The 17138-nt window shown below is 69.4% G+C and carries 16 protein-coding genes; 8 read left to right on the forward strand and 8 right to left on the reverse strand.

The genetic code is table 11. From position 1 onward, the window contains the following. Positions 1-89 precede the first annotated feature (89 nt). From L1081_RS13870 to L1081_RS13880, 3 genes are all read right to left on the reverse strand, one after another. Complete coding sequence (locus L1081_RS13870; RefSeq protein ID WP_489412725.1) at positions 90-758, reverse strand: response regulator; 669 nt, start codon at positions 756-758, stop codon at positions 90-92. Between the two features lie 378 nt (positions 759-1136). Further along, positions 1137-2324, reverse strand: coding sequence for a PAS domain S-box protein (locus L1081_RS13875; protein ID WP_489412726.1), 1188 nt, complete (start codon positions 2322-2324; stop codon positions 1137-1139). Positions 2325-2400: 76 nt separating this feature from the next. Next, positions 2401-2823: a DUF1348 family protein gene (locus L1081_RS13880; RefSeq protein ID WP_489412727.1), complete on the reverse strand. Its 423-nt coding sequence runs from the start codon at positions 2821-2823 to the stop codon at positions 2401-2403. Positions 2824-2916: 93 nt separating this feature from the next. Here L1081_RS13880 and L1081_RS13885 point away from each other — a divergent pair, with 93 nt between their 5' ends. The 3 genes from L1081_RS13885 (at position 2917) to L1081_RS13895 (ending at position 5709) form a co-directional block, all read left to right on the forward strand. Then, positions 2917-3507 (forward strand): TetR family transcriptional regulator, encoded by a 591-nt coding sequence (locus L1081_RS13885; protein WP_489412728.1) that lies wholly within the window; start codon positions 2917-2919, stop codon positions 3505-3507. 22 nt (positions 3508-3529) lie between these two features. Further along, positions 3530-4414: a LysR substrate-binding domain-containing protein gene (locus L1081_RS13890; RefSeq protein WP_489412729.1), complete on the forward strand. Its 885-nt coding sequence runs from the start codon at positions 3530-3532 to the stop codon at positions 4412-4414. A 137-nt stretch (positions 4415-4551) separates the two neighbouring features. After that, entirely contained in the window at positions 4552-5709 is a 1158-nt protein-coding gene (locus L1081_RS13895) for an alpha-hydroxy acid oxidase (RefSeq protein ID WP_489412730.1), read from the forward strand. Between the two features lie 27 nt (positions 5710-5736). Here L1081_RS13895 and L1081_RS13900 read toward each other — a convergent pair whose 3' ends face one another. From L1081_RS13900 to L1081_RS13910, 3 genes are read right to left on the reverse strand one after another with little or no spacing between them, the layout of a single operon-like run. Further along, positions 5737-6711, reverse strand: coding sequence for a tripartite tricarboxylate transporter substrate-binding protein (locus tag L1081_RS13900; protein WP_489412731.1), 975 nt, complete (start codon positions 6709-6711; stop codon positions 5737-5739). A gap of 28 nt (positions 6712-6739) precedes the next feature. After that, on the reverse strand, positions 6740-8095 hold the full coding sequence (locus tag L1081_RS13905) for an alpha/beta hydrolase (RefSeq protein WP_489412732.1): 1356 nt from the start codon (positions 8093-8095) through the stop codon (positions 6740-6742). Next, on the reverse strand, positions 8095-10857 hold the full coding sequence (locus L1081_RS13910; protein ID WP_489412733.1) for a tannase/feruloyl esterase family alpha/beta hydrolase: 2763 nt from the start codon (positions 10855-10857) through the stop codon (positions 8095-8097). Before L1081_RS13910 ends, L1081_RS13905 begins: the two co-directional genes overlap by 1 nt. 120 nt (positions 10858-10977) lie before the next feature. Between L1081_RS13910 and L1081_RS13915 the strand changes: the two genes are divergently transcribed. Continuing rightward, positions 10978-11898 (forward strand): LysR substrate-binding domain-containing protein, encoded by a 921-nt coding sequence (locus L1081_RS13915; RefSeq protein WP_489412734.1) that lies wholly within the window; start codon positions 10978-10980, stop codon positions 11896-11898. After that, complete coding sequence (locus L1081_RS13920; protein ID WP_489412735.1) at positions 11895-12896, forward strand: tripartite tricarboxylate transporter substrate-binding protein; 1002 nt, start codon at positions 11895-11897, stop codon at positions 12894-12896. The genes L1081_RS13915 and L1081_RS13920 overlap by 4 nt, the downstream gene beginning before the upstream one ends. On the opposite strand, the gene L1081_RS13925 is transcribed toward L1081_RS13920, so the two are convergent. Then, entirely contained in the window at positions 12893-13456 is a 564-nt protein-coding gene (locus L1081_RS13925) for a putative glycolipid-binding domain-containing protein (RefSeq protein WP_489412736.1), read from the reverse strand. The two genes, L1081_RS13920 and L1081_RS13925, sit on opposite strands and share 4 nt — an antisense overlap. 125 nt (positions 13457-13581) lie before the next feature. On the opposite strand from L1081_RS13925, the gene L1081_RS13930 reads away from it, so the two are divergent. Then, positions 13582-14202 carry a hypothetical protein gene (locus tag L1081_RS13930; RefSeq protein ID WP_489412737.1) on the forward strand — a complete coding sequence of 207 codons (621 nt, stop codon included), beginning with the start codon at positions 13582-13584 and terminating at the stop codon, positions 14200-14202. 27 nt (positions 14203-14229) lie between these two features. On the opposite strand, the gene L1081_RS13935 is transcribed toward L1081_RS13930, so the two are convergent. Beyond that, entirely contained in the window at positions 14230-15069 is an 840-nt protein-coding gene (locus tag L1081_RS13935; RefSeq protein WP_489412738.1) for an RNase A-like domain-containing protein, read from the reverse strand. Positions 15070-15188: 119 nt separating this feature from the next. Here L1081_RS13935 and L1081_RS13940 point away from each other — a divergent pair, with 119 nt between their 5' ends. Both L1081_RS13940 and L1081_RS13945 read left to right on the forward strand, forming a co-directional pair. Next, complete coding sequence (locus tag L1081_RS13940; protein ID WP_489412739.1) at positions 15189-16439, forward strand: Y-family DNA polymerase; 1251 nt, start codon at positions 15189-15191, stop codon at positions 16437-16439. Between the two features lie 13 nt (positions 16440-16452). Next, positions 16453-17133, forward strand: a complete 681-nt coding sequence (locus L1081_RS13945; protein ID WP_489412740.1) for a TIGR02117 family protein — start codon at positions 16453-16455, stop codon at positions 17131-17133. Positions 17134-17138 lie beyond the last annotated feature (5 nt).

The following is a 17138-nucleotide window of genomic DNA, read 5'->3' on the forward strand; positions in this document are numbered from 1 at the left end:
GCCCAAAGGCCCAGGGGCCGCAGATCGTGCCGCGCTTGTCGAGGCCTTGTAGGGCTGGCACTACAAGGCGGTGCCCGCCGGCTGCGTTTTCAGGCCGCGGGGGCGGCCTTGCCGTGGCGCTCGGCATACAGCGCGAGCTCGACGTCGTTCCTGGTGCCGGTCTTTTCGAGGATGCGCGCGCGATAGGTACTCACGGTATTGGGCGCCAGGCCGAGCTGCGCACCAATTTCGCTCACGCTGTGCCCGGTACTGAGCAGGCGGTACACCTGGTGCTCGCGGTGCGAGAGCTGCTCGGGGCCCTGTCCCACGTTGCGCCCCACGGCAGCGGCCAGCGCTTCTGCCGTGGCCGCGGAGACATAGAGGCCGCCGGCGGCCACCTTGCGCACGGCGCCCACCATGTCGTCGGCATCGGCACTCTTGTTGAGATAGCCCGAGGCGCCGAGCTTGATGCAGCGCACGGCGTACTGCTTCTCCGGGTAGGTGCTGAGCATCAGCACCGGGAGGGTGGGCCAGTCTTTCCGCAATGCCTGCAAGACATCGAGGCCGTCGCGTCCCGGCAGCGCGATGTCGAGCAGCACCACGTCGAGGCCGTCGGGGCCGCCGAGTTCCTGTACAGCGGCGAGCACCTCGGGGCCGGTCTGGGCTTCAGCGCGCACGGTCATCGAGGGCAGGCCGTTGGAGAGGTCGCCGAGCATCTGCTTCAGGCCTTCCCGCACGATGCGGTGGTCGTCGCCGATGAGTACGCGGATGTCGTTCATTTCAAATGACGCGATGAGGGGTGGGTGGGGGATTGTCTGTGTTCTTGGTGCTCTTGTTCTTGGTGCTTTTGTTCAGGGCGCGTGCACAGGCCACCGGGTACTCCCCTCCGCGAATGTCCCCCGGCTTCGCCTCCTCCTTGATTTCGCTGCGGGGAGCACCCGATGCCCTGTGCACCTGGGCACGCTCTGAGTGCACAGCTGATTAACGACCGCTCTGTCCAACGCTTCCGTCGATGGGGTGCCTTGCGCAGCGAAATCAAGGGGGAGGCCGAAGGCCGGAGGACATTCGCGGAGCAAGGTACCCCGTCGGCGGGAGCGCGCCCTGAACAGCAGCGCACGTCAACCCCGACATGACGCAAAGAAAAACTAGCCTTCACCTCAAGCATTCCCCAACAGCGGCAGATGCAGGCAGAAAGTGCTGCCCTCGCCCACACGGCTGTCGATATCGATGCGCCCGCCGAAGTGGCGCGCACGCTCCCGCATGCCGAGCACTCCATAGGAGGTGGTGGCCTCGAAGGCCTGCATCGGCGCGCCCACGCCGTCGTCGCGCACGCTGATGCTCAGTTGCATGTCTTCGACGCCGATGCGGATGTCGAGGCTATGCGCCTTCGCATGGCGCCCGACGTTGCTGAGCATCTCCTGGAAGATCCGGAACACCGCAATGGCCGCAGGCTCGGGCAGCTCCACGCCCGCGGGCACGTCGAAGTGCCATTGCAGCGACAGCTCGGCCGACTGCACGAACTCGTGCGCCTGCCATTCGAGCGCCGCCCACAGGCCCTGGTGGTCGAGGATGCTGGGGCGCAGGTCGGTGATGATGCGGCCCACGTTGTCGACCGCGCGCTCGATCAGCTGGCTCATGTTGCCGCACTTGCCGCGCATCTGGTCGCGCATGGCCTGCGCGGCATCGGGCGTGCGCTCCTGCTGCTCGCCCAGGCGCTTGCCGATCCAGTTGACATCCATCTTGAGCGCCACCAGCAGGCTGCCGAGCTCGTCGTGCACCTCGCGCGCGATGCGCGTGCGCTCGTCTTCCCGCACCTTGTCGAGCCAGGCCGAGAGCTCGCGCAGTTGCACCAGCGCGTCGCTCAGTTCGCGCGTGCGCTCCTGCACACGCAGGCCCAGCTCATCCTTGGCCTGCTGCAGCGCCTCGGCCTGGCGGCGGCGCTCGGTGATGTCGACAAAGGTGATGACGGCGCCGCGCACCTGCGTGCCATCCATGATGGGATGGCTCGAATACTCCACCGCGAAGGCGCTGCCGTCGCGGCGCCAGAACACCTCGGTGTCGATGCGGCACGGCAGGCCGCGGCGAAAGGCGTTGAAGATGGGACAGTCCGTGTCGGCGTAATGCGAGCCGTCGGGGTGCGAATGGTGCGTGAGCTCGTGCATGTTGCTGCCGATCACGTCGCGCGCCTCGTGGCCCAGCATCTGCGCGCCGGCCCGGTTGATGAACATGCAATGGCCGTCGAGGTCGATGCCGAAGATGCCTTCGCCGGTCGATTCCAGCAGCAACCCTAATTGGTGCTGCCAGAGCGGGTGGCTGGCGGTGGGGTTCAGTACGGGCGTTTCCATGCACCAAAAGCAAGCAACAAACGTTCCTGGTTCCTTGCTCCCTCTCCCCTCGGGGAGAGGGTTGGGGTGAGGGTGCTCAGCGCTCCCAACGGAACTTGCGCTCCGATTCGGCAATGGTCTGGTCGTTGATGCTCGCGTAGCGCCGCTGCATCAGGCCGTTCTCGGCGAATTCCCAGTTCTCGTTGCCGTGGCTGCGGAACCACTGCCCCGCCGCGTCGTGCCATTCGTATTCGAAGCGCACCGCGATGCGGTTGTCCATGAAGGCCCAGAGCGACTTCTTCAGGCGGTAGTCGTGCTCGCGCTCCCACTTGCGGGTGAGGAATTCCACCACCTGCTCGCGGCCGTTGACGAAGTCGGCGCGGTTGCGCCATTCGGTGTCGGGCGTGTAGGCCAGGCTCACGCGCACCGGGTCGCGCGTGTTCCAGGCGTCTTCGGCGGCCTGGACCTTCTTCAGGGCGGTCTCGAGGGTGAAGGGCGGCAGCGGGGGACGTGATTCCATGGTGGTCTTTCGTTGAAGGTGACGTGAGGAAATGGCGAAGGCCCGCAATGTGCCACATGTAGACAGACCTGTCTACATGCCTACAATGGCGCCATGGACATCTCCGCACTCCCCGCGCGCGAACGCATCCTGCTCACGGCGCACGACCTCTTCTATGCCGATGGCATCCGCGCCACCGGCATCGACCGCGTCATTGCCGCCTCGGGCGTCACCAAGGTCACCTTCTACCGGCACTTCCCGTCGAAGGACGACCTGGTGCGCGCCTTTCTCGATCACCGGCATGCGCGATGGATGGCATGGTTCGTCGACGCACTCGGACGCCGCGGCGCGCACGAACGCGCCGGCAATGCCGGGGCCCTGCTGCTGCTCGCCGACGTGATGGCCGAATGGTTCGCCGACCCCGCGTTTCGCGGGTGCGCCTTCATCAACGCGGTGGCCGAGGTGGGCGGCAGCGTGGAGGGCGCCGCCGAGCGCGCGCGCGAACACAAGCGCGAGATGGTGGAGGTCATTGCCGGCCTGCTGCCCGCGGCCTTGCCCGCACGCATGGCGCTCGCCCAGGCCGCGGCGCTGGGCGTGGACGGCGCCATCGTCAAGGCGCAGATGGGCGGCGCGGCCCCGGCGCGCGAAGCGGTCGACGATCTGCGGCGCCTGCTCGAGGCACTGGCCGCCACGCTGCATCGATAAGATCGCTGCCGGAAAACACCCCATGGCATCGATGCGACTTCCCTCCATGCAGGGCCTGCAGGCCTTCGAGGCCGTGGCGCGCCTGCGCAGCGTGAACCTCGCGGCGGAAGAGCTCAGCGTCACGCCCAGCGCGGTGAGCCACCGCATCCGCCAGCTCGAGACGCTGCTCGAACTCAAGCTTTTCACAGGCAGCGACTTCGGCCTGAGCGCCGACGGCGTGGCCTACCTGGCCCGCGTGCGCGAGGCCATTGCGGCGCTGCAGCAGGTGCCCGGCCGCGAGCCCGCATCGCAGGTGCGGCGGCTGCGGGTGGCCGTCACGCCCACGTTCTCCCGCCAGATGCTGCTGCCCCGGCTCGCGCGGTTTCGCGATGCCTATCCGAACATCGAGCTGATGCTGCAGGTGACCATGCCGGTGCGCAACATGACGGCCGAAGAGGCCGACCTGGAACTGCGCTTCGGCACCGGGCCTTTTCACGACCGCGAGTTCTGCCAATTGCTGGCCGACGACGTCGCGCCCGCCTGCAGCCCGGCGTACCTGCAGCGCCACGGGCCGTTCGACGGCTTTGCGACCGATGCCGAGGTCTCGCGCGTGCAGCTGCTGCGCACGCCGCTCGAGTCGTGGCGCACCTGGTTCAAGGCCCGCGGCATCGGCTTGCCGGAGCCGGCCACAGGCCACCAGTTCAACGACCTGGGGCTCGCGCTCGATGCGGCGGCCGAAGACTTCGGCGTGGTGCTGATGCACCTGAAGCTCGGCAGCGCCTGGCTGGAGAACGGCCGCCTCGTGCGGCTTTCGGCAGAGAGCGTGCCCTCGCCCAACGCCTACTTCCTGTGCTGGCGGCCGGGGGCGATGGAGCGCTGGGAGTGCGCGACCTTCGTCGAGTGGTTGCGGCAGGCACTGCGGGACTGACTGAATTCTTTTCAGGTCCGGTCCGGGTATTTTTCAGATCGGGGTCCGTTTCGGACGCCACACTCGGCCCGCGGCGGAGCTTGCCCATAATCCCTGCTCGCGCGATCGAACAACAGAGACTATCCAGGAGACTCCCCGTGCCCGACCTTTCCAAGATCACCTGCATCGAAGACCTGCGGGTGGTCGCCAAGCGGCGTGTGCCGAAGATGTTCTACGACTACGCCGATTCCGGCGCGTGGACCGAAAGCACCTACCGCGCCAACGAGAGCGACTTCCAGAAAATCAAGCTGCGCCAGCGCGTGGCCGTGAACATGGAGGGCCGCTCCACGCGCACCACCATGATCGGCCAGGACGTTGCCATGCCGGTGGCCATTGCGCCCACCGGCCTCACGGGCATGCAGCATGCCGATGGCGAAATTCTTGGCGCGCGCGCGGCCAAGGCCTTCGGCATTCCATTCACGCTGTCGACCATGAGCATCTGCTCGCTCGAGGACATTGCCGAGCACACCGGGCGGCATCCGTTCTGGTTCCAGCTCTACGTGATGAGGGACCGCGACTTCATCGAGCGCCTGATCGAGCGTGCCCGCGCCGCGAACGTGTCGGCGCTGCAGCTCACGCTCGACCTGCAGATCCTCGGCCAGCGCCACAAGGACATCAAGAACGGCCTGTCGACGCCGCCCAAGCCGACCATCGCCAACATGATCAACCTGGCGACCAAGCCGCACTGGTGCCTGGGCATGCTCGGCACCAAGCGCCGCACCTTCGGCAACATCGCGGGCCATGCCAAGGGCGTGAAGGACCTGTCGTCGCTGTCGTCCTGGACGGCCGAGCAGTTCGACCCGGCCCTCAGCTGGGCCGACGTGGAGTGGATCAAGAAGCGCTGGGGCGGCAAGCTGATCCTCAAGGGCATCATGGACGCCGAAGACGCGCGCCTGGCCGTCGCGAGCGGCGCCGACGCGCTCATCGTCTCCAACCATGGCGGCCGCCAGCTCGACGGCGCGCCCTCTTCCATCGCGGCGCTGCCCGCCATCGTCGATGCCGTGGGCCGCGAGATCGAGGTGTGGATGGACGGCGGCATCCGCAGCGGGCAGGACGTGCTCAAGGCCCGCGCGCTCGGCGCCCGCGGCACGCTGATCGGCCGCAGCTTTCTCTACGGCCTGGGCGCCTACGGAGAGGCCGGCGTGACGCGCGCGCTGCAGATCATCCACAAGGAACTCGACATCACCATGGCCTTTTGCGGGCACACGAATATCGAGAACGTGGATTCGGGCATCCTGCTGCCGGGGACCTTCTAGGGCATCGGGCCCGCCGCACGCACCTCGTCAGTCCGCGTAGACGCCCGCGGCCTTGATGATGGGGCTCCACTTGGCGATCTCGGCCGCCACGACCTTCCTGTGGCCGTCGGGCTCGATCCGGCCATCGGCGGCCACCACGGCACCCAGCGCTTCTTCGCGCTTGATGAAGTCGGGGTCCTTCAACGCCACCTTCAATGCATCGTTGAGCTTCTTCAGCACCGGCGCCGGCGTTCCCTTGGGCGCGTACAGGCCATGCCAGATGGTGACCTGGAAGTTCTTCAGCCCGGCCTCGTCGAGCGTGGGCAGATCCTTCAGCAGCGGCATCGCGAGGCGCCGGGGCGTGGTGACCGCATAAGCCTTGACCTTCTTCGCCTCGATCTGCGGCGAGGTGTTGGTGGTCTGGTCGCACAGCAGGTCGATCTGCCCGCCGATCAGGTCGGTGATGGCCGGTGCGGTGCCCTTGTAGGGCACGGGCGTCATCTCGGTCTTGGTCGCGCTCTGGAAGAGCAGCCCGCACAGGTGCGAGGCCGAGCCGATGCCCGCGTTGCCGATATTGATCCTGCCCTTGTTGGCGGCAATCCAGCCGGAAAGCTCTGCGTAGTTGCCGGCCGGAAGGCTCGGCCTGGCGATCAGCGTCATGGGCACGTCGTTGACGATGCCGAGGTGTTCGAAGTCGCTCTCCACCTTGAACGGCAGGTTGCGCACCAGCGTGGGCACGGTGGCCATCGCGATATGGTTCAGCAGCAGCGTGTAGCCGTCGGGCGCGGCGCGCGCCACCTTGGCCGCGCCGATCGAACTGCCCGCGCCGGGCACGTTGTCGATGATCACGCTGGCGCCGCCCAGGGGCTTGCGCAATGCCTCGGCCAGGTCGCGCGCCACGCGGTCGGTCGGGCCGCCCGCGGCAAAGGGCACGACGATGGTCACGGGCTTGCCCGCGGGAAAGTCCTGCGCATGCGCGCCGGCGGCCAGGACGATTGCCGCAAGGGCGAACAGTTTCTTCATGGGGGTCTCCATCGAGTCGATAAAAAAATCAGGGTGCCCGCGCAGGCACGCGGGTTTCGAGCGCCGGCGCCTGCCACTCGGGCTTGATGTGGCAGCCGTTCTTGCCGTCGGTGTCGTAGCTCGGCATCAGCGCCGCGCAGCGCTGCGCCAGGCTCGCGGGCGTGGGCTTCTCGCCCTTGTCGATCCAGTCGAGCAGCGCGCCGAAGAGAGCGGGGTATTCCGAATCGCTCAGGTAGCTGTGCTCGCGCTCAGCGCTGAAGCTCTGCACCAGTTTGTCGCCCGTGCCGGCGGCATCGCGGATGCGCCTGTAGGCATCTTCGAGCTCGACGAAAGCGGTGGGATCGTCGATGGCATGCAGGGCCACGGTGTGCAGCGCGGTGCGGCCTGAAGGCTGGCTGTCGGCGGCGAGCGCGCCCTTGGCCTGCGGGTCGGCCGCATAGCGCGCCACGCCGGCATTCAGCGCCGCATCGTCGGCCGAGCCCTGGTAGGCCACGCCGATGTTGCCGAACGGGTTGCGTCCGCCCAGGCGCTGCTGCACCAGGTCCTGGAACAGCCAGGTGGCCCAGTTCAGGTGGCCCACCAGCGAGCGCTCCTGGATCTTCACGACCGACAGGATGGTCTTGAGCCGCGCGGCCTGCTCGGGCGTGCGCTGCGCCGCGGGCATGCCGACGCCGGTGCACTCCTTGACGCGCGCGGCCAGCTCGGCGCGCGTGAGCTTCGATTCCATCGGCAGGCCCTGCCACAACGGGTATTGCGGCTCGTCGGGCTTCGGATGGTTGCGGCACACGTACTGGTAGACCACGCGCAGGTCGAGCCGGAAATCGTAGGCGCTGTTGCCGCCGCCGAGCACGCCGCTGGTGAGCAGCAGGCCGTCGTACGGGCTCCTGGCATCGCCCGCCGGCGCATAGAGTTCGGCGGCCTTCGCGGCCACGCCCGCGCCGTAGCTCTGGCCATGCAGCAGCGTGCGGCGCGGCGGGCCGAAGCGCTGCACGAAGAGGCGGCGCAGGCGCTCGGTGTCTTCGGCGGCCATGGTCACGCCGTAGCCGCCGCGGCGGTAGGTGGAGCCCGCCCATGCGTAGCCGGCCTTCACGGTGACGGCCCAGCGCTTCAGGTCTTCCTCGCTGCGCTCGAGCCTGGGCGGGCCGGTCTCGGGGCCGCCATGGGCGTGCATCACGAGCACGCGGTTCCATGCCTGCGGTATGGCGATCCAGTAAAGCGCGCCGGCGCCATCGGCGCCGGTGTAGCAGCGCGTTTGCGCGGGCACCGGCGCCGGGCAGGCCGTGGGCTTGGGCCCCCAGGCAGCGGCCTCGGCCGACAGTGCGGCCAGGGTGCCGAGCAGCGCGAAAGCGAAGGTGCGAAGAAGTGGTTTGCCGTTGTTGTTCATCAATGCCGTGCTCCGAGTTCCAGCGCCGCGGCCGTCCCCGATGCGGAGACGAAGCCGAGAACGCCGTGGGTGAAGATGAGATTGCCGGGGCGGCCTGCGTCGGCCTGCACCACGCCGGGCACTGGCGTGTCGTAGCTCAGCGCCGCGGCGGCGCCGCCCAGGTTGAAGGCGCCGCCCGCCACCGTGGCCTCGCGGCTTTCGCCTTGCACGCTGGCCATGGCGTAGCTGCCGTCGGCCGCGCCTGCCAGCAGGCTCTGCTGCGGCGCCAGCAGCCGCAGCCCGGTGTTGGCGGCCGATTCGCGCACCAGGTGCAGGGGCACCGCGCTGCCGTTGACCAGGCCGATCACCATCGAGCCGGTGAGCGTGCCGCCCGTGGTGGTGGCGCCACCCGTCGGCGAGGTGGTGCGCAGGTCGAAGGCATTGCGCGCGGCGTTGTAGCTGATGTAGCCCTTCTCGGTCTGCGTGCAGCTGGGGTCGTAGGCCATGAAGCTGCCGGTGGCCGCGTCGCGGCAGTACTGGAAGGTGCCCGCATTGCGCAGCCGCACCGACGACGCATGCGCCGCCGCCGTGCCGGTTCCCTGCTGCACGCCCACCGCATTGAAGATGTTCGCCACCGGGTTGAACACAGTAGGCGTGGCCGCATTCTCGAAGGTGGCCTGGAAAGCCAGCAGCGGCGTGAAGCCGCCGCCGGCCGGCGCGTTCACGCCGCCGAGCAGCACGCCGCCCGGCGCGAAGCTGAAGACCGCGCCGCTCTCCCCGCTGGCGTAGCTGCACTGGCCCTGCGCCACCAGCGTGCCGCTGCGCTGCGTGCCGGCGGCGCGCTGCAGGCTGGCGTCGATGGTCACGGTGTAGGCCATGGTGGCGGGGTCGACCTGCACGCTGAGCTCTTCGCCGAAGCCGTTGCCGCCCTTGTAGGCCGTGGCGGCCGCGGGCAGGTGCGGGCAGGCGAGCGGATCGCCGATCTCGGTCACGCAGCTGTAGTTGACCGCCGCGTCGAGGCTGCCGCTGCCGCGGTACTTGGGCCATGACGGAAAGCGGCACAGCGGACGCGTGCGGCCGTAAGTGCCGGCCACGGCATCCACCGCCACGCCGGTGGCCGGCGCGAGGCCCTCCTCCACCCAGCCTTCGAGCGCTGCGAGCGAATCCCAGTTGGGAATGAACACCCCCGTGCCATGGCCCATGCCGGGCACGGTGTAGAAGCGCACGCTCTCGTCCACCGCGGCCTGGCCCAGCGTGGCGACGAGCTGCCGGTAGTAGTCGATGGTGGAGTTGGGGCTGATCACTTCGTCGGCCAGGCCGTGCAGCATGATGATGCGCCCGCCGTGTGCGAAGAAGGGCGCGAGGTCCGGGTTGGTGGCATCGGTGAGTCTCGACACCTCCGCAACGCGCGCCGTGTAGCCGGCCGGGTCCAGTGGATCGAAGCCGAGCGTGTCGAAGCTGTCGATGCGCGTGACGAAGTACTTCACCCACTGGTCGCCCGTCACGTACATGTTGGCATCGGCCGAGGTGGCCGGATTGGCCGGCACCTTGCGCGTGCCGAGGTCGCGCGTGGTGTACGGCCCGGCCACCAATGCGCCCTCGAGCAGGTTGTAGCCGCCCGCGCGGCGCACGCCGTTGGCGAGCGCGTAGCCGGTGAATACCAGCGGCGACTCGATGGTGCGCACGGTGGCGATCTGCGCGTCCGACAGGCAGGTGTCGCCGGCATCGAGCCCGCCGCTGCAGCGCAGCGATGCGAGGATGGGCGCATTGAGCTGGCGGCAGCTTTCCACGTTGCTCACGATGTTGTCGGCCGCGCCGTCGAGCTTGTCGCAGGCCTGCATCGCGGCCTTCTGCACCAGCAGCGTCTTGGCCACGTTCATCCAGCCGGCACCGCCGTTGCCATAGAGCGCGCGCCCCACCGCCACGTTCGACAGCCGCGTGCCCGTGTAGTTGAGCGCGGGCTCGTTGGCGATGATGCCGTCGTAGTCGAGCGGCCAGCGCTGCACGTACCCGAGCGCATCGCGCCCCCCGGTGGAGGTGCCGAGGAAGTAGGCCTTCTTCGGCTTGACGCCGTAGCGCGCGAACACCAGCGCCTGCGCCACGTCCCGGGTCTTCTTGAGCGACAGGCCGCCATAGTTGGCCAGCTGCTCGTCGTTGGCCGCGAACCGGCCGTCGGTGATGCTGCTCGCCTGGTGGCCCGAATCGTCGCCGTAGGTGGCATAGCCGAGCGCGAGCGGCGCGGGCTTGCCGGCCGGGCCGAAGCGGATGGTCTCGGTGCCGTCGATGAGCACGCCGTCGAAACCGCCGCCGCCGAAGTGGATGGTCTTCCGGTTCCACTTCTCGGGCAGGTTGAGCGCGAAGTTGATCGCCTGGGAGGCAGGGTCGACGGGCTGGATGGTGCCGCGCACGCGGCAGTAGTCGCCCATCAGGTTGCCGGCGTCGCCCGCGGCCACCGGTGTGGCGCTGGTGACGGTGGCGCCCTGCGTGGGCAAGCCGATCGCCGAGGCGGGAAGGCTCTTGCCGGCAAGCTCCGCGCACGAGAGCACCGGCACCACGGGGGGCGGCGGCACGTTGTCCGGCGGGCCGGCGTCGGGCGGGCTGTTGCCTGCAGGCGGCGCCGGGAAGAAGAAGCCGCCGCCTCCACCACCACCACCACCACCACCACCACCGCCACCGCCACCGCCGCACGCGGCCAGGACCAGGGAAAGGCCGATCGCGGTGCCGAGCGGGCGGCCGGCGCGGAAAGCGGCGCGAATCATCGATGAGGGGCGCGGTGTGCGCATGGATTTGTCTCCGGCATGCGGCCTCGAAGGACCGCTTTTTTGAACAGGCGGCCGGACGATAGGTGCACGGGTGACCTGGGGTCAAATAAAATAACAAGGCACTTTCAATACAAAAAACATATGGATATCCGAGCGCTGCGCTACTTCACGGCCGTGGCCGGCACCGGCCACATGACGCGCGCCGCGGAGCAGCTGGGCATCCAGCAGCCGCCGCTGAGCCTGCAGATCAAGGCGCTGGAGCGCGAGCTCGGCGTGCTGCTGTTCAGGCGCCATCCGCGCGGCGTGGCGCTCACCGATGCGGGCCGGCTGTTCCAGGCCGAGGCGCTGCGCATGCTGCAGGACATGGAAGCCATGAAGCAGCGCATGGCGCGCGTGGCCAAGGGGCAGGCCGGCACGCTGGCGGTGGGCTTCACGAGCTCGGCCGCGGCGCACCGCTTCATGCCCGAGGCCCTGCGCGCCTTTCGCCGCGCGCATCCGGACGTGGAGCTGCAGCTGCGCGAGGACAACGCCGCCGAGCTCACCGAGGCGCTGGCCGCCGGCCGCCTGCACTGCGGCCTGCTGCGCGTCCCGGTGGCGCGGCCCGAAGGCCTGGTGTTCGAAACGCTGCTGCGCGAGCCGGTGCTGGTGGCCATGCCGATCGACCATCGGCTTGCCCTCGCGCGCAGCAAGGCCTCGCGTGCGCTGCCGCTCGCGAAGCTGTGCGAGGAGGGCATCATCCTGGTGCGGCGCCCCGGCGCGCCCGGCCTCTATGCCGAGCTGCTCGCGCTGTGCCACGCCAAGGGCCTGCGCCCGCGCGTGGTGGCCGAAGTCGATCGCATGATGACCAACCTGAACCTCGTGGCGGCGGGGGTCGGCCTCTCGGTGGTGCCGGCCTCGATGAGCGGCGTGCATGCGCATGCCATCGCCTATGCGCGGCTGGCCGATGGCGGCCAGCTCGACGCGCCGCTCACGCTGGTGCTGCGCGCCGAAGAAGACAACCTGCCTGCGCAGCACTTTGCCGCGCTGCTGCGCCGGCTCGCGAGCGAGCACTCCGAATCATGAGCCCCGAGTTGCTGCAGCGCCGCCGCTTCGTTCGCCACATGGGCGCGCTGCTCGCGGCCTCGTGCGCGCTGTCGCGCCTGCTGCATGCCGCCGCGCCGCCCTGGCCGCAGCGGCCGGTGCGGCTGATCGTGGTGTATCCGCCCGGCGGCGTGAGCGACGGCATGGCGCGCGCGCTGGCCGAGCCGCTCGCGCAGGCGCTGGGCGTGCCGGTGCTGGTCGAGAACCGCGCGGGCGCCGGCGGCAGCGTGGGCATGGACGTGCTCGCGCGCGCCGCGCCCGACGGCTGCACGCTCGCCTTCTCGGCCATCAGCCCGCTCACGCTGCAGCCGCTGCTCGCGCGCGTGGCCTACGACCCGCTGCGCGGCTTCGCGCCCGTGGCCAGCGTCATGCGAACGCCGGTGCTGGTGGTCGGCACGCCGGCCTTCGCGGGCCGCAGCTTCGGCGACCTGGTCGCCATGGCGCGCAGCCGGCCGGGCGCGCTGCGCTGGGCCAGCTCGGGCGTGGCCACCATCGGACACATGGTGCTGGCGCAGGTGCGCATGCAAAGCCGCACCGACATCACGCACATCCCGTATCAGGGCGGCGGTCCGCAGCTCAACGATGCGCTCAGCGGGCAGTTCGAGGTGCTCTCGACCAACGTCGCGGCGCAGCAGTTGCAATACATCGAAAGCGGCCGCCTGCGCGCGCTGGCCGTGGGTGCGCCGGCGCGCATCGAGGCGCTGCCTTCGGTGCCCACGCTCGCGGAACTGGGCTTCGAGAAGGCCAACCGCGATTCGCTGTTCGGCATCTTCGCGCCGGCACGTACGCCAACGGCCGTGGTGCAGCGCCTCAACGCGGAGATCAACCGCCTGCTGCGCAGCGAACCGCTGCACACCCGGCTGCGCGACGCGCACAACATTCCGGCCGGCGGCCCCAGCGAAGATTTCGCGCGCGAGATTGCCATCGACCGGCGGCGCAACCGCGAACTGGTGGCGGGGGACCGGTCGCAGTTCGACTAGGCTTCGGCGCTCCAGAGGCCGGGATAGTCGCGCACGAAGCCATCCGGCGTGACGCGCAGGGTTGCCGCATAGTCGAAGCGCTTGGCCTCGTAGGCATAGGCGTCGTCCGCGGTTCGCTCGTAGCGCTGCATCAGTTCGCTGAGCACGCCGCCGCCGTCCAGGTCGACCCAGGCGGCCGGCGCGTCGGCGCCCTCGCCCTTCGCCAGGTTGAGCCGGCGCAGCTGCAGCAGATTGGTGGCGGGCGTGAAGCCCAGGTCGAGGTCGGTGCAGTGCGACAGGTCGGGCACGGCCTCGTCGTTGAGCTTCCAGTGGCCGCGCGCATCGCGGGCAATGGCCAGGTCGATGGCGCTGCCGCCGAGCCAGCCGCGCACCGTGCCCCACTGCGTGTGCCAGTGCAGGTCGCAGCGCACGCGGTAGTGCAGCTGGCCGATGCGGCCGTCCTCGAGGCGGAACACGGCGGCGCCGTCGAGCTGCCACGCGGTCGCGTTGCGCTCGAGACGGCAGGCGTCATGGCCCGGTGCATCGAGCCTGCGCCACAGGATGGAAGCGACGGTTTGCATGGCGCGGATGATGGCCCCAGCGGGCGCAACAGGCAAGCCTTGTCACCGCGGGCGAGTCGGTTCAGCCATGCCGCGCCTCGACCCGGGCTAATATCGATCGCTCGACCATTCAGAGGAGCGCGCAAGTGGAACCCTGGTTCGCAGACGCCAAGCCGATCAACTCGCTGGAGCCCGAGATCGCGTTTCACTTGTGGGACGAGTTCCAGCCTGTGCGGGACCGGCCGGCCGAACCGCTCGCGCTGCCGGAATTCCCGCGTGCCGAGCGCTTGCGGGTGTGCACCCTGGAGGCCATCGGGCACGAGCCGGAGCTTGCGGCGTACTACGGCCGCGTGGCCGCACTGGCCCTGCAGCAGGGGCTGAAACTCCACCAGGTGCGCCAGTACTTCTGGCTGGACCTGCGGCTCGACAACGAGGACGCGGACGTGCACCTGTCCTTCCCCTGGTACGACACCTTCGCCACCATGGACCACTTCCTCGCCGCCGTGGCCGGAGACGACGAGGGCATGGTCTACGACGATCAGGACCAGGGTTGGGCGGTGGAAGCCTGGGCCCGCAACGGCACGCTCTACATCCGCGAGAGCGACCCCGATTCCGATGAACCCGGCCTGGCCGTTGCGCTGCCCCGGGCCGGCCTGCAGGCCCGCATTGCCCCGCTGCGCGAGCGCACCTCGAAACTCCTGGCCCGCCTTGCCGAGGAGTTCGGTGCCGACGTGTGGACCACGGGCGAGGCCCCTTCCTTCCTGTAGGTGCAGGCGCCCGAGGCGCCGCACGGCTCAGATCGGATAGGCCGTGAGGATGTAGAACGGCTTGCCGTTGTAGCTTTCCATCTTGAGGATGATCCGCACGCCGGAGAGGTCATTGACGGCCGTGCTGCCGAACTGCACGCCCCGCCCCACCACGTAGCCCAGCACGTGCTCCAGCTCCGGCGACTTGCTGCCCGCGGCCGCCCCGCGCGACCACGCGCGCACCGCGGCGGCGTTGGCACGCAGCGTCTCGGTGATCGCGCGTTCCGCGGTGGCCAGGTCGGCAAAGGTGGACACCGCCCGGGGGCCTGGCCGGGTGGCGGTCCGCACCCTGGCCAGCAGCTGGGCATCGGTCTGCCCGACGTGGCGCGCCATGGTGTGGCCGCCCAGCCTCGATCCCGCTGCAGCCTCGTGCTCCACCAGCCGGATACGGCCGCCGCGCATCACGGCGACGATGCGTGCGGCTCCCAGCCCCGAAGCCACGACCAGCGGCACTGCCACGTCCACCGCAAGCCCGATGCCATCGGCCGTTTCACGCGAAGCGCCCAGCGCCTCGGCCGCCGAGCTGGCAGTGACGGAGGTCGCCGTGCGCTGCGGGGTCCCGGTCCAGACCTGGCGGCCCGAGGTCGCCAGGGTGTCGAAGCCGTGCACGCCCAGCACCACGCAGCCGGCCTTGGTCACCATCGTCGGCTCGGGCGCGATGCAAAGCACGCCGGCGCCGACCAGTTCGACGACGCCGCCCACCAGCCCCACCGTGCCCCAGAGCCGGTTGCTCAGGCTCGCGGATTCGGGCACGTCCTGCCCGCCCAGCACCGCCGCCATCTGGACCGGCGTCAGCGCAACGGTCATGCCTTCGACTTCGTCATCCATGCCAGATCCCCTTCCTTCCCATGCCTTGTGTCATCGGACGGTCAAAAACCGCAGTCGGCGCATTCTGGCATGCGTGCGCCGCGCGGCAGGCTCGGGCCGGCCGCGAGACAATCCGTGCCGTGAGCTCCCCGACCGTTCCAGCACCCCCGATCCGCCGTATCGCCCACCTCGACATGGACGCCTTCTACGCGTCGGTCGAGTTGCTGCGCTATCCGCAGCTCAAGGGCCTGCCGGTGGTGATCGGCGGCGGGCGGCGCAGCGTGGATGAGGCGATCCGCCACGTGCCCGAGGGCGGCACGCTGGCCGACATTCCGGTCGACGCCTTTCCGCGGCTGAAGGACTACGTGGGCCGCGGCGTGATCACCACCGCCACCTACCCGGCGCGGCAGTTCGGCGTGGGCTCGGCCATGGGGCTCATGAAGGCCGCCAAGCTGTGCCCGCAGGCCATCATCCTGCCGGTGGACTTCGAGGAGATACGCAAATACTCGCGCACCTTCAAGCAGGTCATCAGGGAGGTCGCGCCGCTGATGGAAGACCGCGGCGTGGACGAGGTGTACATCGACTTCACCGATGTGCCCGGCGGCCAGCGTGAAGGCGGCCGTTCGCTCGCGCGGCTCATCCAGAAAGCCATCCTCGACGCCACCGGCCTCACCTGCTCCATCGGCGTGGCGCCCAACAAGCTCATTGCCAAGATGGCGAGCGAGTTCAACAAGCCCAACGGCATCTCGGTGGTCTACGAAGACGACCTGCAGACGCGCATCTGGCCGCTGCCCTGCCGCAAGGTGAACGGCATCGGGCCAAAGGCCGACGAGAAGCTCAAGCGCTTCGGCATCGAGACGGTGGGCGAGCTCGCGGCGCGCGAGCGCGACTGGCTGATCCAGAATTTCGGCAAGTCCACTGGCGCGTGGATGCACGAGGTGGCCTGGGGCCGCGACAACCGGCCGGTGGTGACCGAGAGCGAGCCCGTGTCGATGAGCCGCGAGACCACCTTCGACCGCGACCTGCATGCGGTGCGCGACCGTGCCGAGCTGGGCGCGATCTTCACCCACCTGTGCGAGAAAGTGGCCGAAGACCTGCAGCGCAAGGGCTATGTGGGCAAGACCATCGGCATCAAGCTGCGCTACGACGATTTCAAGATCGCCACGCGCGACCAGACCATCGAGCGCCACACCGCCGACGGCAAGACCATCCGCCAGGTCGGCGGGCTGTGCCTGAAGCGCGTGCCGCTGGAGCGGCCGCTGCGCCTTTTGGGCGTGCGCGTGGGCGCGCTTGCGAAGGCCGGCAGCCCCGAGGCCACGGCGCCGGCCGCGGGCGGCCCGGCCTCGCGCGCATCCGCGGAGGCGGCCTCGGCCACCGCGTCGCTCTTCTGAAACGCCCGGCATCGTGATCAAACGCTGGCTCCGGCGCATCGCAATCACGCTGCTGGGGTTCACGCTTGCGGTGGGGCTGTACGTGGGCGCCGCCTGCGCGCTGATGCTCTGGCCGGCCAACGCAGAGGCGCCCGCGCAGCCGCCCGCCGTCGAGGCCTGGGTGCTGAGCAACGGCATCCACACCGACCTGGTGTTTCCGATCCGCTCGGCCACCATCGACTGGCAGCAGCTCTTTCCGTTCGGGCACTTCAGGGCCGTGCCACCCGATGCCGAGTTCATCGCGATCGGCTGGGGCGACCGCGAGTTCTACCTGCACACGCCCACCTGGGCCGACCTCACGGCATCGCGCGCCCTGGGCGCCCTGCTCGGCGGCAACCGTGCGCTGCTGCACGTGACCTATCTCACGCGCGCCTCATTGCGCAGCAACGCCTTCCACCTGCCGCTCTCGCAGGCGCAGTACGCGCAGCTCGCGGGCTACGTGCAAGCGACGCTCGTCTCGGGCCGCGCCACACCCGTTGCCGGTGCCCACTACGGCAACGACGACGCCTTCTATGAAGCCGAAGGCGGCTACCACCTCTTCGAGACCTGCAACACCTGGACCGGCCGCGGCCTGCGGCAGGCGGGCGTCACGGTGAGCCGCTGGACGCCCTTCGATTTCAACGTGACGTGGCACCTGCAGCCGGTGCGGCCCTGAATCCG

Origin of the sequence: Variovorax sp. MSC1_012 (assembly GCF_023667525.1) — a bacterium.
Lineage (GTDB): Bacteria > Pseudomonadota > Gammaproteobacteria > Burkholderiales > Burkholderiaceae_C > Variovorax > Variovorax beijingensis_B.